We start from the raw sequence: 15,423 nt of genomic DNA, 5'->3' as shown, positions 1-15,423 counted from the left end.
AGGCGTTATTACCATAAGGAGATGATATGGCAAAAAAAAAAGCAATTTCTTGGATTAAATTGCAGGTTCCAGCTGCTCAAGCAGCTCCAGGAGCTAAAATAGGACAAGCGCTTGGACCTCATGGAGTTAGTGGTCCGCAGTTTGTAAAGGAATTTAATGAGAGAACCGCAAAGATGGATCCCGGCATTGTAGTTCCTGTTATTATTACTGTTTATAGTGACAAAAGTTTTTCTTTTATTGTAAAGACCCCGCCGGCTTCGATTTTGATTAAAAAAGCTATTGGGATAGAATCAGGATCTAAAAAATCCAATACAGATAAAGTTGGAACTATATCAAAAGAAAAGTTGATGGAGATAGCAAGAATTAAAATGCCTGATTTAAATGCAAAATCAGAATCAGCAGCGTTTAAAATTATTGCAGGAAGTGCACGTTCAATGGGTGTTGAGGTGGAGAAATAATGTCAAAAAGGGGTAAAAAATATATTGAAGCTTTTTCTAAAGTAGATAAAGATAAATTTTATAACATTGAAGATGCAATTTCACTGTTGAAAGAAATTAAATTTGCTAAATTTGATGAAACTATAGATATATCTGTTAACCTTAATTTAAAAAAGAATCATACTGTTAGAGACACTATAGTTTTGCCAAATCAGTTTATGAAGCCAAAAAGAATACTTGTTTTTGCAAAAGGTGATCGAGCAGATGAAGCTAGAGCTTTTGGTGCAACTTATGTTGGAGATGATGATCTTATAAATAAGATTAAAAGTGGTTGGGATGAATTTGATATTGTTGTCGCAACTCCTGATATGATGAAAGATGTTGGGAGACTTGGACCTATTTTAGGTAAAAAGGGTTTAATGCCTAATCCAAAGACCCAAACAGTCACAAATAATCTTAAAGATGCAATCAATAGTCTTAAAAAGGGTCGAACAGAATTTAGAGCAAATAAAAATGGTGTAATAAGCTTTTCTTTTGGTAAATTCTCTATGGACAATGAAAAGATAAAAGAAAATTATGAAGAATTTATTAAGGAAGTTGTTAAAAAAAGGCCGAGTGACTTAAAAGGAGCTTTTATAGATAGTATTTACATTTCATCTACTATGGGGCCTTCTATAAAAGTTAATTTTGTTTGGAGGTGACATTATGATCGCAAAGATAAATTCTAAAAAGTTGGAAATGTTTGATTTATTAAAACAATTTGTAGATAGTAAGCAAAATCTTTTTTTCTTAGATTATAGAGGTTTGAATGTGGCTCAGTTGACAGAACTTCGCAATAAAATAGAAGGTGAACATGGGGCATTAAAAGTTGTTAAAAATAATATAATGAGGATGGTTTTAAAAGAAAAGAATATTAATGTTGTTGATTCTTGTTTGGTTGGCCCTACAGTTGTTGTTACTGCATTAGAAGAGGCTAATGTAGTAGCAAAAATTTTTTATGATTTTGTAAAAAGCAGTACTTTAAAAGTAAAGGGTGGTTTTGTATTGGGAGAGTTTTATGATGAGGCTAAAGTTCAAGCTTACAGTAAACTTCCCACCAAAAAAGAGTCTATTTCTTTATTTGCTAGCGTGTTAAAAGCGCCAGTTTCTAAGCTTGCAAGAACATTGAAAGCTTTGGCTGATGTTAAAAATTAACATGGCAGTGTTAGTCTTAATTTTTGAGTGCATGCTATCACTGTAAAATGAAAATATATAAGGAGTTAATATGGCACTAAGTAAAGAAGATATTTTAACCTGGCTTGAGGGTGCAAAAACTGTGGAAGTTGTTGACCTTGTAACAGCTATTGAGGAAAAATTTGGAGTAACTGCTACTGTTTCTGCTGTTGTAGGGGGCACTGTTTCGGCAGGCTCAGCTGATTCTGAAGAACAAACTGAATTTGATGTAATTCTTATGTCTTTTGGTGATAGCAAGATAAATGTTATAAAAGAGGTTAGAGCTATTACAGGACTTGGTCTTGGAGAAGCTAAGGCGCTAGTTGAAGCTGCTCCTAAAGCTATTAAAGAAGGTCTTTCTAAGTCAGATGCTGAGGAATTAAAAAAGAAACTTGAGGCAGTTGGCGCAAAAGTTGAAGTTAAATAAAAAATTAAAAATATATCAAAGTTGTTATTCCGCATGTCTTTATGATATGCGGCTTGTTATGTCTTAAAAAAGGAGTCTTTTAATGATAAAAAGAGTTCATCTGGGACAAGGAAGAGCTGATGAGATTTTAGACCTACCTAACCTGATAGAAATACAATTAAATTCTTATGAAAAATTTTTACAACTTGATAAATTAAAAAATAAAAAACCTTTACTTAATGAAGGCCTTGAGTCTGTTTTTAGAAATATATTTCCCATTAAAAGTGGAAATGGTGATGTTGCTCTTGAGTATGAAAGATATTATATAGAAAATGATGCTCTTAATTTTACAGAAAAAGAATGTAAAAGAAAGGGTCAAAGTTATGAGGCTGTTTTAAAAGTAAGACTGAATTTGCAATTTTTGACTACTGGGGAAATAAGGCAAAAAGACGTGTACATGGGAACTATTCCTTTAATGACAGAAAGGGGCACTTTTATTATTAATGGGGCTGAGAGGGTTGTTGTTTCTCAGATTCACAGATCTCCAGGAGTTGTTTTTTATAAAGAAAAAGATTTGTATTCTGCTAGAATAATTCCTTATCGTGGTTCTTGGTTGGAATTTGAGATTGATTCTAAAAAAGATTATCTTTATGTAAAAATAGATAGAAAAAAAAGAATACTCATAACTCTTTTTTTAAGAGCTTTGGGGTTTGATACGAGAGAAAAAATAATAGAAACTTTTTACAACATTAAAAAAATTAAAGTTGAAGATGGTACAAAAAGAGATCTTCCGGGGCAATATTTAGCCAAGAGTATTAACATAAGAGAGAATATGTATTATCGGGCAGGAGATAAAATTACTCTGCAAGATGTTGAAGATTTTTTACAAAATGGAGTAAATGAAATAGAGCTTGTTGATTTTGATGGTTATAATGCTATTCCTGGAAAGTGCTTTGTAAGTTCGAATGTTATTTTAAATTGTCTTGAAAAAGAAGATGCTTTTTTTGCTTTAAAGGATGGCTCTAAAGAGCTTCCAAAAGAATCAGTTATGCTGGCTGTTTATGGCTCTCTTTTTCCTGGCGAGCCAATATCAATTGATAATGCTGAAAACGATTTAAAAACTATATTCTTTTCTGAAAGAAGATATGATCTTGGAAGTGTAGGTCGCTATAAACTTTCTAAAAAATTTGGATTAGATGATTTAAGTACATCGGTTTTAACTATGGATGATATTGTTAACACCATATCTCATCTTTTGAGAATATATGAAGGCCATGATATTCTTGATGATATTGACCATTTAGGAAATAGAAGAGTTCGTTCTGTTGGGGAGCTTCTTACTAATATATATAAAGGCGCAATGTCAAGAGTTGAAAAAATTGCTAAAGATAGAATGTCTAACAAAGAAGTTTTTAATCTAAAGCCTCAAGAATTAATAAGCGTTAAACCTATTGTATCTGCTGTTAAAGAATTTTTTGCAACCAGCCAGCTCTCACAGTTTATGGATCAGGTCAATCCTTTAGCTGAGCTTACTCACAAAAGACGTCTTAATGCTCTTGGTCCAGGGGGGCTTTCAAGAGATAGGGCAGGATTTGAAGTAAGAGACGTACATTATACTCATTATGGCAGAATGTGTCCTATTGAAACTCCTGAAGGGCCAAATATCGGGCTTATTGTTTCTTTGGCTACTTATTCCAGAGTTAATGATTATGGTTTTTTAGAAACTCCTTATAGGAAAGTTATTAATGGAGAGGTGACTGACGAATTGGAATATTTATCTGCTATTGACGAAGAGAAAAAGTGCATTGCTCAGGCTAATGCTGCTTTTAATTCTGATGGAAAGTATCTTGAAGATTTAGTTTCTGTTAGAATTTCTGGTGATTATACTACAACAAGCCCTAAAAACATAGACTATATGGATGTTTCTCCTAGACAGTTGATTTCAGTATCTTCGGCGCTAATTCCTTTTCTTGAGCACAATGATGCAAATCGAGCTCTTATGGGTTCTAACATGCAAAGACAAGCAGTACCCCTGCTTTTTCCTAAGCCTCCTATTGTTGGTACTGGTATGGAAAGTGTTGTTGCAAAAGATTCAGGAGTAGTTGTTAAGGCTAAAAGAAGTGGAGAAGTTATTCTTGCAACAAGTAGTAAGATAGTTATTAAACCTTTTGAAGCAGAGAATGCCAAAGATTTAGATGAATATCATATTGTTAAGTATGAAAGGACAAATCAAGATACTTGTTTTAATCAATCTGTTTTAGTTAAAGAGGGTCAAAAGGTTGACAAAGGAGAGATAATAGCTGATGGTCCTGCTACTAGATGTGGGGAGCTTGCTCTTGGCAATAATTTGTTGCTAGGAGTTATTCCTTGGAATGGATTTAATTATGAGGATGCTATATTAATTTCTGATAGAATTGTAAAGGAAGATCTTTATACGTCTATTCATATCAAAGAATTTAGCATAGAAGTAAGAGAAACTAAACTTGGTCCTGAGAAAGTTACAGGAGATATACCGAATGTTAGCGAAAAGATATTAAACAAATTAGATGAAAATGGGATTATACGGATAGGAACTTATGTAAAGCCTGGTGATATTCTGGTTGGTAAAGTTACTCCAAAGTCAGAAGGAGACATTACTCCTGAATTTAGACTTTTAACTTCCATTTTTGGAGAAAAAGCAAAAGATGTTAAAAATAATTCATTAAAAGTTCCTCATGGTACTGAGGGTACAGTTATTGATGTTCAAAGGATTACTAAAGAGGATGTTGGCAATCTTTCTCCTGGAGTTGAGGAGATACTTAAAGTTTATGTTGCCAAAAAAAGGAAGCTTAAAGAGGGTGATAAAATGGCTGGACGACATGGAAATAAGGGTGTTGTTGCAAAGATTCTTCCTGTTGAAGATATGCCTTATCTTGCAGACGGAACCCCTCTTGATATATGCTTGAATCCTTTGGGGGTTCCATCTAGAATGAATATCGGACAGTTAATGGAATCTCAATTAGGTCTTGCTGGTAAATATCTTGGTGAATCTTATAATGTTCCTGTTTTTGAATCTGCTACAAATGAACAAATTCAGGAAAAATTAAAAAAAGCTGGATTTAATCCAACTTCTAAAGAAATTTTATATGATGGTTATACAGGCGAGCCTTTCGAAAATGAAGTAATGGTTGGGGTGATTTATATGCTCAAACTACACCACCTTGTTGATGATAAAATGCATGCAAGATCAACAGGTCCATATTCTCTTGTTTCTCAACAACCTCTTGGAGGAAAAGCTCAATTTGGTGGGCAAAGACTTGGAGAAATGGAGGTTTGGGCTCTTGAAGCTTATGGTGCGGCGCACACCCTTCAAGAACTTTTAACAGTTAAATCTGATGATATGTCAGGCAGAGTTAAGATATATGAAAACATAGTAAAAGGTGTTCCTACTAATGTATCGGGGATTCCTGAATCTTTTAATGTGCTAATGCAAGAGCTTAGAGGGCTTGGACTTGATTTATCAATTTATGATGATGCTGGGAATCAGGTTCCTTTGACAGAAAAAGAAGAAGAATTGATTAATAAAAGCTAGGTTTTTGGAGTTTTTATGAAAGAGATAAAAGATTTTGAAAGAATAAAAATTAAAATAGCATCTCCTGACCAAATTAGAAATTGGTCTTATGGAGAGGTTAAAAAGTCCGAGACTATTAATTATAGAACTTTAAGACCCGAAAAGGATGGGCTTTTTTGTGAAAGGATTTTTGGGACTACAAAGGAATGGGAATGTTATTGCGGTAAATTTAAATCGGTTAGATATAAGGGTATTATTTGTGATCGTTGTAATGTAGAGGTTACCCATTTTAAGGTTAGACGTGAAAGAATGGGGCATATTGAGCTAGCAGCTCCAGTTGCTCATATTTGGTATTACAAATATATACCCTCTAGGATTGGGCTTTTGCTTGATATTACGGCATCTAGTTTAAATTCTATTCTTTATTATGAAAAATATGTAGTAATTGAGCCGGGTGATACTGATCTTAAAAAAATGCAGCTTTTAAATGAAGATGAGTATATAGAGGCTAGAGAACGATATGGTATGTCTTTTAATGCTTCTATGGGAGCTGAGGCTATTAAAACTCTTCTTGAAAATCTTGATCTTGATGAGCTTTCATCTAAGCTTAGGATTCAAATGATAGATAAAGATGATAAAACCGATAAGAAACTCTTAAGACGTCTTGAAATTATTGAGAATTTTAAAATTTCTGGGAATAAGCCAGAATGGATGATTATGGAAGTTCTTCCTGTTATTCCTCCAGAGATTAGGCCAATGGTTCAGCTTGATGGAGGGCGCTTTGCAACATCTGATCTTAATGATCTTTACAGAAGAGTTATAAATAGAAATAATCGTTTAAGGAAGTTACTTCTTCTTAATGCGCCAGAGATTATTGTGAGAAACGAAAAAAGAATGCTTCAAGAATCGGTAGACTCTCTTTTTGATAATTCTCATAAAAGAAAGGTTGTCAAAGGCTCATCTAGTAGGCCTCTTAAGTCGCTTTCCGACGCATTAAAAGGTAAGCAGGGAAGGTTTAGGCAAAATCTTCTTGGTAAAAGAGTAGATTATTCTGGTCGTTCTGTGATTGTTGTTGGGCCTGAGCTGAAGCTACATCAATGTGGATTGCCTGCGAAAATGGCTCTTGAACTGTTTAAACCTTTTGTTATAAGAAGGTTAATTGAGAGTGAAGCTGTTTTTAATATCAAAAGAGCAAAGAATTTAATCGAACAAGAAGTTGACGAGGTATGGCAAATTTTAGATCTTGTTATCAAAGAGCATCCTATTCTTTTAAATAGGGCGCCCACTCTTCATAGGCTTGGAATTCAGGCTTTTGAGCCTGTGTTGGTTGAAGGTAAGGCAATAAAATTGCATCCTCTTGTTTGTCATGCATATAATGCTGATTTTGATGGTGATCAAATGGCAGTGCATGTGCCTCTTACTCCAGCAGCACAAGCTGAAAGTTGGGCTTTGATGCTTTCAACAAATAATCTTTTAAATCCTGCTAATGGGCATCCTATTGTTTTTCCATCTCAAGATATTGTTTTGGGCCTATATTATTTAACGATGGAAAAAAAGAATGTTGTTGGAGAAGGTAAAAAGTTTTTAAACTTTAATAATGTTATTCTTGCCATAAATAATAGAAGTCTAGATTATAATGCTTCTATTTATGTAAAAATTGCTGGCGAATACAAAAAAACCACAGCCGGTAGGGTTATATTTAATGAGGCTTTGCCTAATGGAATTGAATTTGTAAATAAAACTCTTAGTGATTTGGAGCTACAAATTTTAATATCAAAAGTTTATGTAGTTCATGGTTCTTCTATCGTAATTGAAATGCTTGACATTATCAAAGAGCTTGGTTTTAGGTATGCTACTAAGTTTGGGTGCACAATTAGTATGAGCGATATTATTGTTCCTGATGAAAAAAGAACGTATGTAGAAAGGGCCAATAAAGAGATTGCTAAAATTCAAAATGATTATGCTAAAGGTGTTATTACTGGTGAAGAACGATATAATAATGTAGTTTCTGTTTGGCTAAAGACCAACGAAGAGCTTACTAATAAGATGATGGAAATTTTAAAGAGAGACAGAGATGGATTTAATGTTATATATATGATGGCAGATTCTGGTGCTAGAGGTAGTAGAAATCAAATAAGGCAACTTGCTGGCATGAGAGGATTGATGGCAAAAACTTCTGGAGATATTATTGAGCTTCCAATTATTTCTAACTTTAAAGAAGGTCTTTCTGTGATAGAGTTTTTTATATCTACAAATGGAGCAAGAAAGGGTTTAGCAGATACTGCTCTTAAGACAGCCGATGCTGGATATTTAACTCGAAGATTAGTAGACATTGCTCAAGATGTTGTTGTTAGAATAGAAGATTGTGGGACTATAAACGGAATAAAAGTTGAAACTGTAAAAAATGGTGAAGAAATATTAGAATCTTTAAAAGAAAAAGCTGTTGGAAGTTATTCTATTGAAAGAATAAAAAATCCAATTACTGGCGAGATTGTTTTAGATGCAAATGAAGAAATCTCAGAAGCTAAAATAGAGTTATTAGAGAAAATTGGTATTGAAAAACTTGTGATTAGATCTGTTTTAACGTGTGAAGCTGAGCACGGCGTTTGTCAAAAATGTTATGGTAGAGACTTTTCTAAGAACAAACCTGTTAACATTGGCGAGGCTGTAGGAATAATTGCTGCTCAGTCCATAGGTCAACCGGGTACTCAATTAACTATGAGAACTTTTCATATTGGTGGAGTTGCTCAGGCTGGTAGTGAGGATGATAAAATATCTTTAAAGAATGCCTTTATACTTAATGGCATAGAAGGTTTTAATGTTAGGGTTGACAATGGAATTCTTTTCACAAGAAAAGGAACTTTAAAAATAATTAATGTTTTTTATGAGGAAAAAATTAAGAATATAAAAGAGATTAAAGTTTTAGATTCTCAAAGAGTAATCAAAGGAATTCCTTTGTTTGTTGATAATAAGGGTGTAGAGATTCTCTCTTCTTATATTGGTTATGTTAAATTAAGAGACGATAATTTTTTCATAGTATCAGAAGAGCAAGAAGTTGCTTTGAAAGCTGGTACAAGGCTTGAAATAGAGGTTGGTGATTATGTTGAATCGGGCAAAGTTATTGGTACATTTGATCCATTTGCAGAGCCCATTATTGCAGAGGTTAAGGGTAAAATTAAATTTAAGGATATTATTTTAGGAACCACTCTTAAAGAGGAGATAAATACTGAAACAGGCAATGTTGAAAAAAGAATTACAGATAATGTTTTTGAATCTCTTGATCCTAGAATTTTTATTATTGATAGTAGTGGCATGGAGGTTGCATCTTATGTATTACCAGGTGATGCGTATCTTCAAGTTGAAGATGGTCAGAATATTAATATAGGAGATATTATTGCTAAACTCTCTAAAGGCTCTGAAAAAACTCAAGATATTACAGGGGGATTGCCTCGTGTTAATGATCTTTTTGAAACAAGAATTCCTAAGAATTTAACTGAAATGGCCAAAGTAAGTGGAATTGTGCAATTTAAATCAATTCAAAAAGGTAAAAGGCTTATTAATATTTTAGATGAGTATGGAGTTGAGCATAAACATTATATTCCAGCCGGCAAACATCTTTTGGTTAGAGATGGAGATATTGTTAAAGCAGGAGACATGCTTTGTGATGGTAGAATTAATCCTCATGATGTGCTTGAAATTTTAGGTGGGATTAGTTTGCAAGAATTTCTGTTGGCAGAAATTCAGGATGTTTATCGAAAACAAGGTGTTAGCATTAATGACAAACATATTGGTGTGATAATTAAGCAAATGATGAAAAAGGTTAAGATTGTAGCAGTTGGCGATACTAATTTTGTTTATGGGCAAAAGGTAGATAAGCACACTTTTTATGAGCAAAATAGAAAAGTAATCGAACAAGGTGGTGAACCAGCAATAGCAAGTCCAATTCTTATAGGAGTAACTAAGACTTCTCTTAATATAGATTCTTTTATTTCTGCAGCTTCTTTCCAGGAAACAACAAAAGTATTAACAGATGCTTCTATTGCTGGAAAAATAGATGATCTTAGGGGATTGAAAGAAAATGTTGTAATTGGGCATTTAATTCCTACTGGAACTGGTATGGGGCTTTATAAAAAAATTAAAGTTAGCGAAAATATAGATTCTGAAGTTTAGCTTGAAAATAAGTGATATATTTGCTACCATTTTATTAATAGTTTCAAGAAAAGGGGAGCGTTTATAAATGCCTACAATTAATCAGTTAATTAGAAAGCCTAGAAAAAGTCAAACGGAGAAGACAGCATCTCCTGCGCTTCAAAATTGTCCTCAAAGAAGAGGAATTTGTACACGTGTAATGACTGTAACTCCTAAAAAGCCTAATTCAGCCTTAAGAAAAGTAGCACGTGTTAGACTTTCAAATGGATTTGAAGTAACAGCATATATTCCAGGAATTGGTCATAATTTACAAGAACACTCTGTGGTTCTGATTAGAGGTGGCCGAGTTAAAGATTTGCCTGGAGTAAGGTACCATATTGTTAGAGGAGCTAAGGATACCCTTGGTGTTAACAATAGAAAAAAAGGTAGATCTAAGTATGGAACAAAAAAGCCTAAAGCTTAACTGAAAGGTGGGTTAATATTAAATATGTCAAGAAAAAATAAAAAAATCAAAAAGAAAGTTTTTGTTGATACTAGGTATAATTCTAGAATTGTTGCAAAATTTGCAAACAGAATGATGTATGATGGAAAAAAATCAATAAGCGAGAGTATACTTTATAGTTCAATCGATTTACTTGCTGATAAGCTTGAAGATAGTGATAAGATGGCTGTTTTTTATAAAGCTTTAGACAATATTAAGCCATTAGTAGAAGTAAGAAGTAGACGAGTGGGAGGTGCTACATATCAAGTTCCTGTTGAAGTTAGAGAAGAGAGAAGAGAAGCTTTGGCCATGAAGTGGATTATTTTTGCTGCTAGAAATTCTAGTGGTAGGTCTATGAAGGAGAAGTTGTCAAACGAACTTTTAAATGCATATAATTCTACTGGGGCTGCTTTTAAAAAGAAAGAAGATACCCATAGAATGGCTGAAGCAAATAAAGCTTTTACTCATTATAGATGGTAAAAAGACACCTTAAAGAAGGTGTCTTTTTTTGTTTATATGCAAGTAAGGAGGGCATTTTTGTGTTAAAAAAAGTTTATTATTTTTTAATTTTTTTATTTATTGTTGCTTGTTATGGCTCTGATGATAGTAGGTCGGAGGCAAAAACAGTTTCGCTTATAGTTGATGGTGCTTTTGATGATAAAGGATTTAATGAAAGTTCTTCTAAGGCGATAAGAAAATTAAAGGCAGATTTTAATATAAATATAATTGAAAAAGCATCTACAAGTAATTCTTATTTAGGAGATATTGCAAACTTAGAAGATGGTAATTCAAATTTGATTTGGGGAGTTGGATTTAAATTTTCAGATATTCTTTTTCAAAGGGCCAGTGAGAATGTTTCTACTAGTTATGCAATCATAGAAGGGGTTTATAATGAAATTCAAATACCCAAAAATCTTCTTAATATTAATTTTAAATCCGAAGAGGTGGCTTTTTTAGCAGGATATTTTGCGTCAAAGGCTTCTAAAACGGGTAAGATCGGATTTATTGGAGGAGTTAAGGGAAAAGTTTTAGAATCTTTTATGTATGGATACGAAGCTGGTGCTAAGTATGCAAACTCCAATATTAAAGTGATCTCTCAATATGTTGGCACATTTGGGGACTTTGGACTTGGTCGCTCAACAGCATCTAATATGTATCGAGATGGGGTTGATATTATATTTGCAGCTGCAGGACTTTCTGGTATAGGAGCAATTGAGGCTGCAAAAGAATTAGGGCCTGATCATTATATTATTGGAGTCGATCAGGATCAATCTTATCTTGCTCCCAATAATGTTATTGTTTCTGCTGTAAAGAAAGTTGATTCATTGATGTATAGTTTAACAAAAAAGTATTTAGAAACTGGAGTTTTGGATGGGGGCAAGACCATGTTTTTTGGGCTTAAAGAAGATGGGCTTGGTTTGGTTTTAAATGAAAACTTAAAATCAAATTATTCTGAGATTTATAACAAATCATTGAAAATCGGGCAAAGTATAATTAATGGTATAATAAGAGCGCCTTATGACAAGGTATCTTATGATAGCTTTGTTTTTTAAATAGAAAATTAACTTGATTTTTATAGATTTGGTTTGTGAAAAATCTTTTTAATTCTTTAAAGATATTTCAGAGAGTCTTTTAATTGTTGTAAGTTTTAATTTAAATTAAAACTTACAAAAGGGTTTAAATTTAAATTTTATGGTGATGTAAGAAAAATTATTTTTTCTACTGCCGTGTTTTTATTAATGCTAGAGGTATTTTTTAAAAAAAGGTTTATTGAAATTTTTATTTTATAAATAAATTTTATAAATAAAGATTACTACTTATTAGCAGAATAAAGTTAATATTTTAATTTTTAAAGTTTAGAATTTTTTAAATAAATTTTGTAAGGAGGGGATTAATTTTGTTTAAAAAGTTTATTTTTATTTCTTTATCTTTATTAGAATTTGCTTGTTTTAAATCTAATAAAGACTCTGTTAAATCTGACAAAGTTGTTGTAGGTGTTTTGGCTAATGGTAGCTTTTATGATAAAGGCTATAATCAAAGCGTTCATAGTGGTGTTGTAAAACTTAGAGATAATTTTGGAGTAAAACTTATAACTAAATCTTTAAGGCCTTACCCTATTGAGGGTAAAAGACTTCTTACTGTTGATGAAGCAATGGCAGAGGATGCTTATGAGGTTCAAAAAAATCCTTTAAATCTTTTTTGGCTGATTGGATACCAATTTTCTGGTTTGTCAGTTAGGCTTTCGTACGAACGCCCAGATATTTGTTATGGTATTATAGATGCTTTTGATTATGGTGATATACATGTTCCTAAGAATTCTCTGGCTATTAAGTTCAGAAATGAAGAGGCTGCATTTTTGGCTGGGTATATTGCTGCCAAGATGAGCAGAAAAGAAAAGATTGGAATTTTAACAGGCCCTGTGAGTGAATATTTAAATGATTTTAAATTTGGTTTTAAGGCTGGAATTTTTTATGCTAATCCTAAATTAAGATTAGTTTCAAAAAAAGCACCTTCTCTTTTTGATAAGGAGAAAGGCAAAGCAATGGCTCTATTCATGTATAAAGAGGATAAAGTAGGCGTTATTTTCCCAATAGCTGGCATAACTGGTCTTGGAGTTTATGACGCTGCTAAGGAGCTTGGACCTAAATATTATGTTATTGGTTTAAATCAAGATCAATCATATATTGCGCCTCAAAATGTTATTACTTCAATACTTAAGGATATTGGAAAGGTTATTTATTCTATTTCATCAGAGTATATTAATAATGGGGTTTTTAAAGGCGGGATTGTTATTGATAGGGGGCTAAAGGAAGGAGTAATAGAAATTGTTAAAGATCCTGATGTTTTAAATAATAGATTAATCGATGAAGTTGTTGATCTGGAAAATAAAATAATAAGTGGAGAAATTATTGTTCCTGATAGTGAATATGCATTTGATTTATTTAAATCAAAGTTATAAACTACTTAGGTATAGCTTTATTTGTAAAAGGAGGAAGTTTATGAATAAATTATTGTTGTTGATTTTGTTTGAAAGTATTATTTTTTTATCTTGTAGTGGTAGGAGTAGTCTTGAGAGTGAAATTCCCAAGGTATCTTTAATAATTGATGGAACTTTTGATGATAAATCTTTTAATGAGAGTGCTTTCAATGGCGTAAAAAAAGTTAAAGAGGAATTTAAGATTGATCTTGTTTTAAAAGAATCTTCATCAAATTCTTATTTATCTGATCTTGAAGCACTTAAAGATGCGGGTTCAAATTTAATTTGGCTTATTGGGTATAGATTTAGCGATGTGGCTAAGGCTGTCTCTTTGCAAAATCCCGAGATGAAATATGCAATTATTGATCCTGTTTATTCTAACGATACTATTCCTGCGAATTTGGTGGGTATGACCTTTAGATCTCAAGAGGGTGCATTTTTAACAGGTTATATTGCTGCAAAAATTTCTAAAACAGGCAAAATTGGATTTTTAGGAGGAATAGAGGGTGCGATAGTAGATGCTTTCAGGTATGGGTATGAGGCTGGCGCTAAATATGCTAATAAAGATATAAAGATATCTACTCAGTATATTGGTAGTTTTGCTGACCTTGAAGCTGGTAGAAGTGTTGCAACTAAAATGTATTCCGATGGGATAGACATTATTCATCATGCTGCAGGTCTTGGAGGAATTGGGGCTATTGAGGTTGCAAAAGAACTTGGTTCTGGGCATTATATTATTGGAGTTGATGAGGATCAATCATATCTTGCTCCCAATAACGTTATTACATCTACAACTAAAGATGTTGGCAGATCTTTAAATATTTTTACATCTAACTATTTAAAAACTAATACTTTCGAAGGTGGAAAATTAATAAATTATGGCCTTAAAGAAGGAGTTGTGGGGTTTGTAAGAAATCCTAAGATGATTCCCTTTGAACTTGAAAAAGAAATTGATAGTCTTTCTAGCAAAATAATCAACAAAGAAATTATTGTTCCATATAATAAGGAAAGTTATGAAAAATTTCTTAAAGAATTTATTTAAATAAAGAATCAATTTATAGGTTTTATTTTTAAGTATAAGAAACACGTTGGCTTTGTTTGAATGATTGAAATGGAGAAATTTTCTATATGAGGATTGCAATTTTTATATTTGGTATTTTGTTGGCTTCTTGCTTTAGTAGAAATGGAATGGAATCTGGTTCAAGAAAAATTAAGATATCCATGTTGGTAGATGGTGTTCTTGATGACAAATCTTTTAATTCTAGTGCTAATGAGGCTTTATTGCAGTTGAAAAAAGATTTTCCAGAAAGTATTGAAAAAATTTTTTCTAGTGCTATCTCTGGAGTTTATTCTAGTTATGTTTCAGATCTTGATAATTTAAAAACGAATGGCTCAGCCTTGATTTGGCTTGTAGGATATATGCTTACAGATTCTTCTTTGTCGGCTTCATTAGAGAATCCAAAAATTAGCTATGGAATAATAGATCCTATTTATGGAGAGGATGTTCAGATTCCTAAAAATTTAATTGCTGTTGTTTTTAGAGTAGAGCAAGGCGCTTTTTTGGCTGGCTATATTGCAGCTAAAAAAAGCTTTTCTGGAAAAATAGGTTTTATAGGAGGAGTGAAGGGAGATATAGTAGATGCATTTCGTTATGGTTACGAAGCTGGTGCAAAGTATGCAAATAAAGATATAGAGATTATAAGTGAATATTCCAATTCTTTTTCCGATGTTGATATTGGTAGAGTTATGGCTAATAAAATGTATTCTAAAGGGATAGATGTAATTCATTTTGCGGCTGGTTTAGCAGGAGTTGGTGTTATTGAGGCAGCAAAAAAGCTTGGTGATGGTTATTATGTTATTGGAGCTGATCAAGACCAGTCACATCTTGCTCCCAAAAATTTTATTACTTCTGTTATAAAAAACGTTGGAGACGCATTGTATTTGATTACCAGCGAATATATTAAAAATAATAATGTTTGGGAAGGTGGGAAAATTGTTCAAATGGGATTAAGAGATGGTGTTGTTGGTTTGTCTAATGCGGATGAATTTGAATACATAAAAGCTCTTGAAAGAAAAATAATCAATAAAGAGATTATTGTTCCTTGCAATCAGGAAGGATATGAAATTTTTATAAAACAAATATTAAAGTTATAAACTTTTTAAATAAAAAGATTTTAATTTTCCAGTTTTTAATTTTTTAATTATGTTGTA

12 protein-coding genes are annotated in these 15,423 nt (G+C 32.5%); all 12 read left to right on the top strand.

All coding sequences use genetic code 11. The features are described 5' to 3' along the window. The first annotated feature begins 26 nt into the window (after window positions 1-26). The 12 genes from rplK to bmpB all read left to right on the top strand — a co-directional run bounded on the left by rplK (window position 27) and on the right by bmpB (window position 15,366). A complete protein-coding gene (rplK, locus tag Bmayo_RS01945; protein ID WP_002556988.1) occupies window positions 27-458 on the top strand; it encodes a 50S ribosomal protein L11 in 432 nt (143 codons plus the stop codon). Next, a complete protein-coding gene (rplA, locus tag Bmayo_RS01940; protein ID WP_075552084.1) occupies window positions 458-1,138 on the top strand; it encodes a 50S ribosomal protein L1 in 681 nt (226 codons plus the stop codon). The genes rplK and rplA overlap by 1 nt, the downstream gene beginning before the upstream one ends. Window positions 1,139-1,142: 4 nt before the next feature. After that, window positions 1,143-1,631, top strand: a complete 489-nt coding sequence (gene rplJ / locus Bmayo_RS01935; protein ID WP_075552083.1) for a 50S ribosomal protein L10 — start codon at window positions 1,143-1,145, stop codon at window positions 1,629-1,631. A gap of 70 nt (window positions 1,632-1,701) precedes the next feature. Beyond that, window positions 1,702-2,076: a 50S ribosomal protein L7/L12 gene (gene rplL, locus Bmayo_RS01930; RefSeq protein ID WP_075552082.1), complete on the top strand. Its 375-nt coding sequence runs from the start codon at window positions 1,702-1,704 to the stop codon at window positions 2,074-2,076. An 82-nt stretch (window positions 2,077-2,158) separates the two neighbouring features. Further along, complete coding sequence (rpoB, locus tag Bmayo_RS01925; RefSeq protein ID WP_075552081.1) at window positions 2,159-5,626, top strand: DNA-directed RNA polymerase subunit beta; 3,468 nt, start codon at window positions 2,159-2,161, stop codon at window positions 5,624-5,626. 15 nt (window positions 5,627-5,641) lie between these two features. Further along, on the top strand, window positions 5,642-9,775 hold the full coding sequence (gene rpoC, locus Bmayo_RS01920; protein WP_075552080.1) for a DNA-directed RNA polymerase subunit beta': 4,134 nt from the start codon (window positions 5,642-5,644) through the stop codon (window positions 9,773-9,775). Window positions 9,776-9,842: 67 nt separating this feature from the next. Further along, window positions 9,843-10,217, top strand: coding sequence for a 30S ribosomal protein S12 (gene rpsL, locus Bmayo_RS01915; RefSeq protein WP_002656492.1), 375 nt, complete (start codon window positions 9,843-9,845; stop codon window positions 10,215-10,217). Between the two features lie 24 nt (window positions 10,218-10,241). After that, window positions 10,242-10,715 (top strand): 30S ribosomal protein S7, encoded by a 474-nt coding sequence (gene rpsG / locus Bmayo_RS01910; protein WP_075552079.1) that lies wholly within the window; start codon window positions 10,242-10,244, stop codon window positions 10,713-10,715. Window positions 10,716-10,774: 59 nt separating this feature from the next. Further along, window positions 10,775-11,788, top strand: a complete 1,014-nt coding sequence (gene bmpD / locus Bmayo_RS01905) for a nucleoside ABC transporter substrate-binding protein BmpD (RefSeq protein ID WP_075552078.1) — start codon at window positions 10,775-10,777, stop codon at window positions 11,786-11,788. Window positions 11,789-12,132: 344 nt separating this feature from the next. Then, window positions 12,133-13,194, top strand: a complete 1,062-nt coding sequence (bmpC, locus tag Bmayo_RS01900) for a nucleoside ABC transporter substrate-binding protein BmpC (protein ID WP_075552077.1) — start codon at window positions 12,133-12,135, stop codon at window positions 13,192-13,194. A gap of 40 nt (window positions 13,195-13,234) precedes the next feature. Then, window positions 13,235-14,254 (top strand): nucleoside ABC transporter substrate-binding protein BmpA, encoded by a 1,020-nt coding sequence (gene bmpA, locus Bmayo_RS01895; RefSeq protein WP_075552076.1) that lies wholly within the window; start codon window positions 13,235-13,237, stop codon window positions 14,252-14,254. 86 nt (window positions 14,255-14,340) lie between these two features. Next, complete coding sequence (bmpB, locus tag Bmayo_RS01890; protein WP_075552075.1) at window positions 14,341-15,366, top strand: nucleoside ABC transporter substrate-binding protein BmpB; 1,026 nt, start codon at window positions 14,341-14,343, stop codon at window positions 15,364-15,366. Window positions 15,367-15,423 lie beyond the last annotated feature (57 nt).

Source organism: Borreliella mayonii (assembly GCF_001945665.1).
GTDB classification, from domain to species: Bacteria; Spirochaetota; Spirochaetia; order Borreliales; family Borreliaceae; genus Borreliella; species Borreliella mayonii.
The sequence above is the reverse complement of the archived record's forward strand: the minus strand, read 5'-3'. Positions and strand labels throughout refer to the sequence as shown.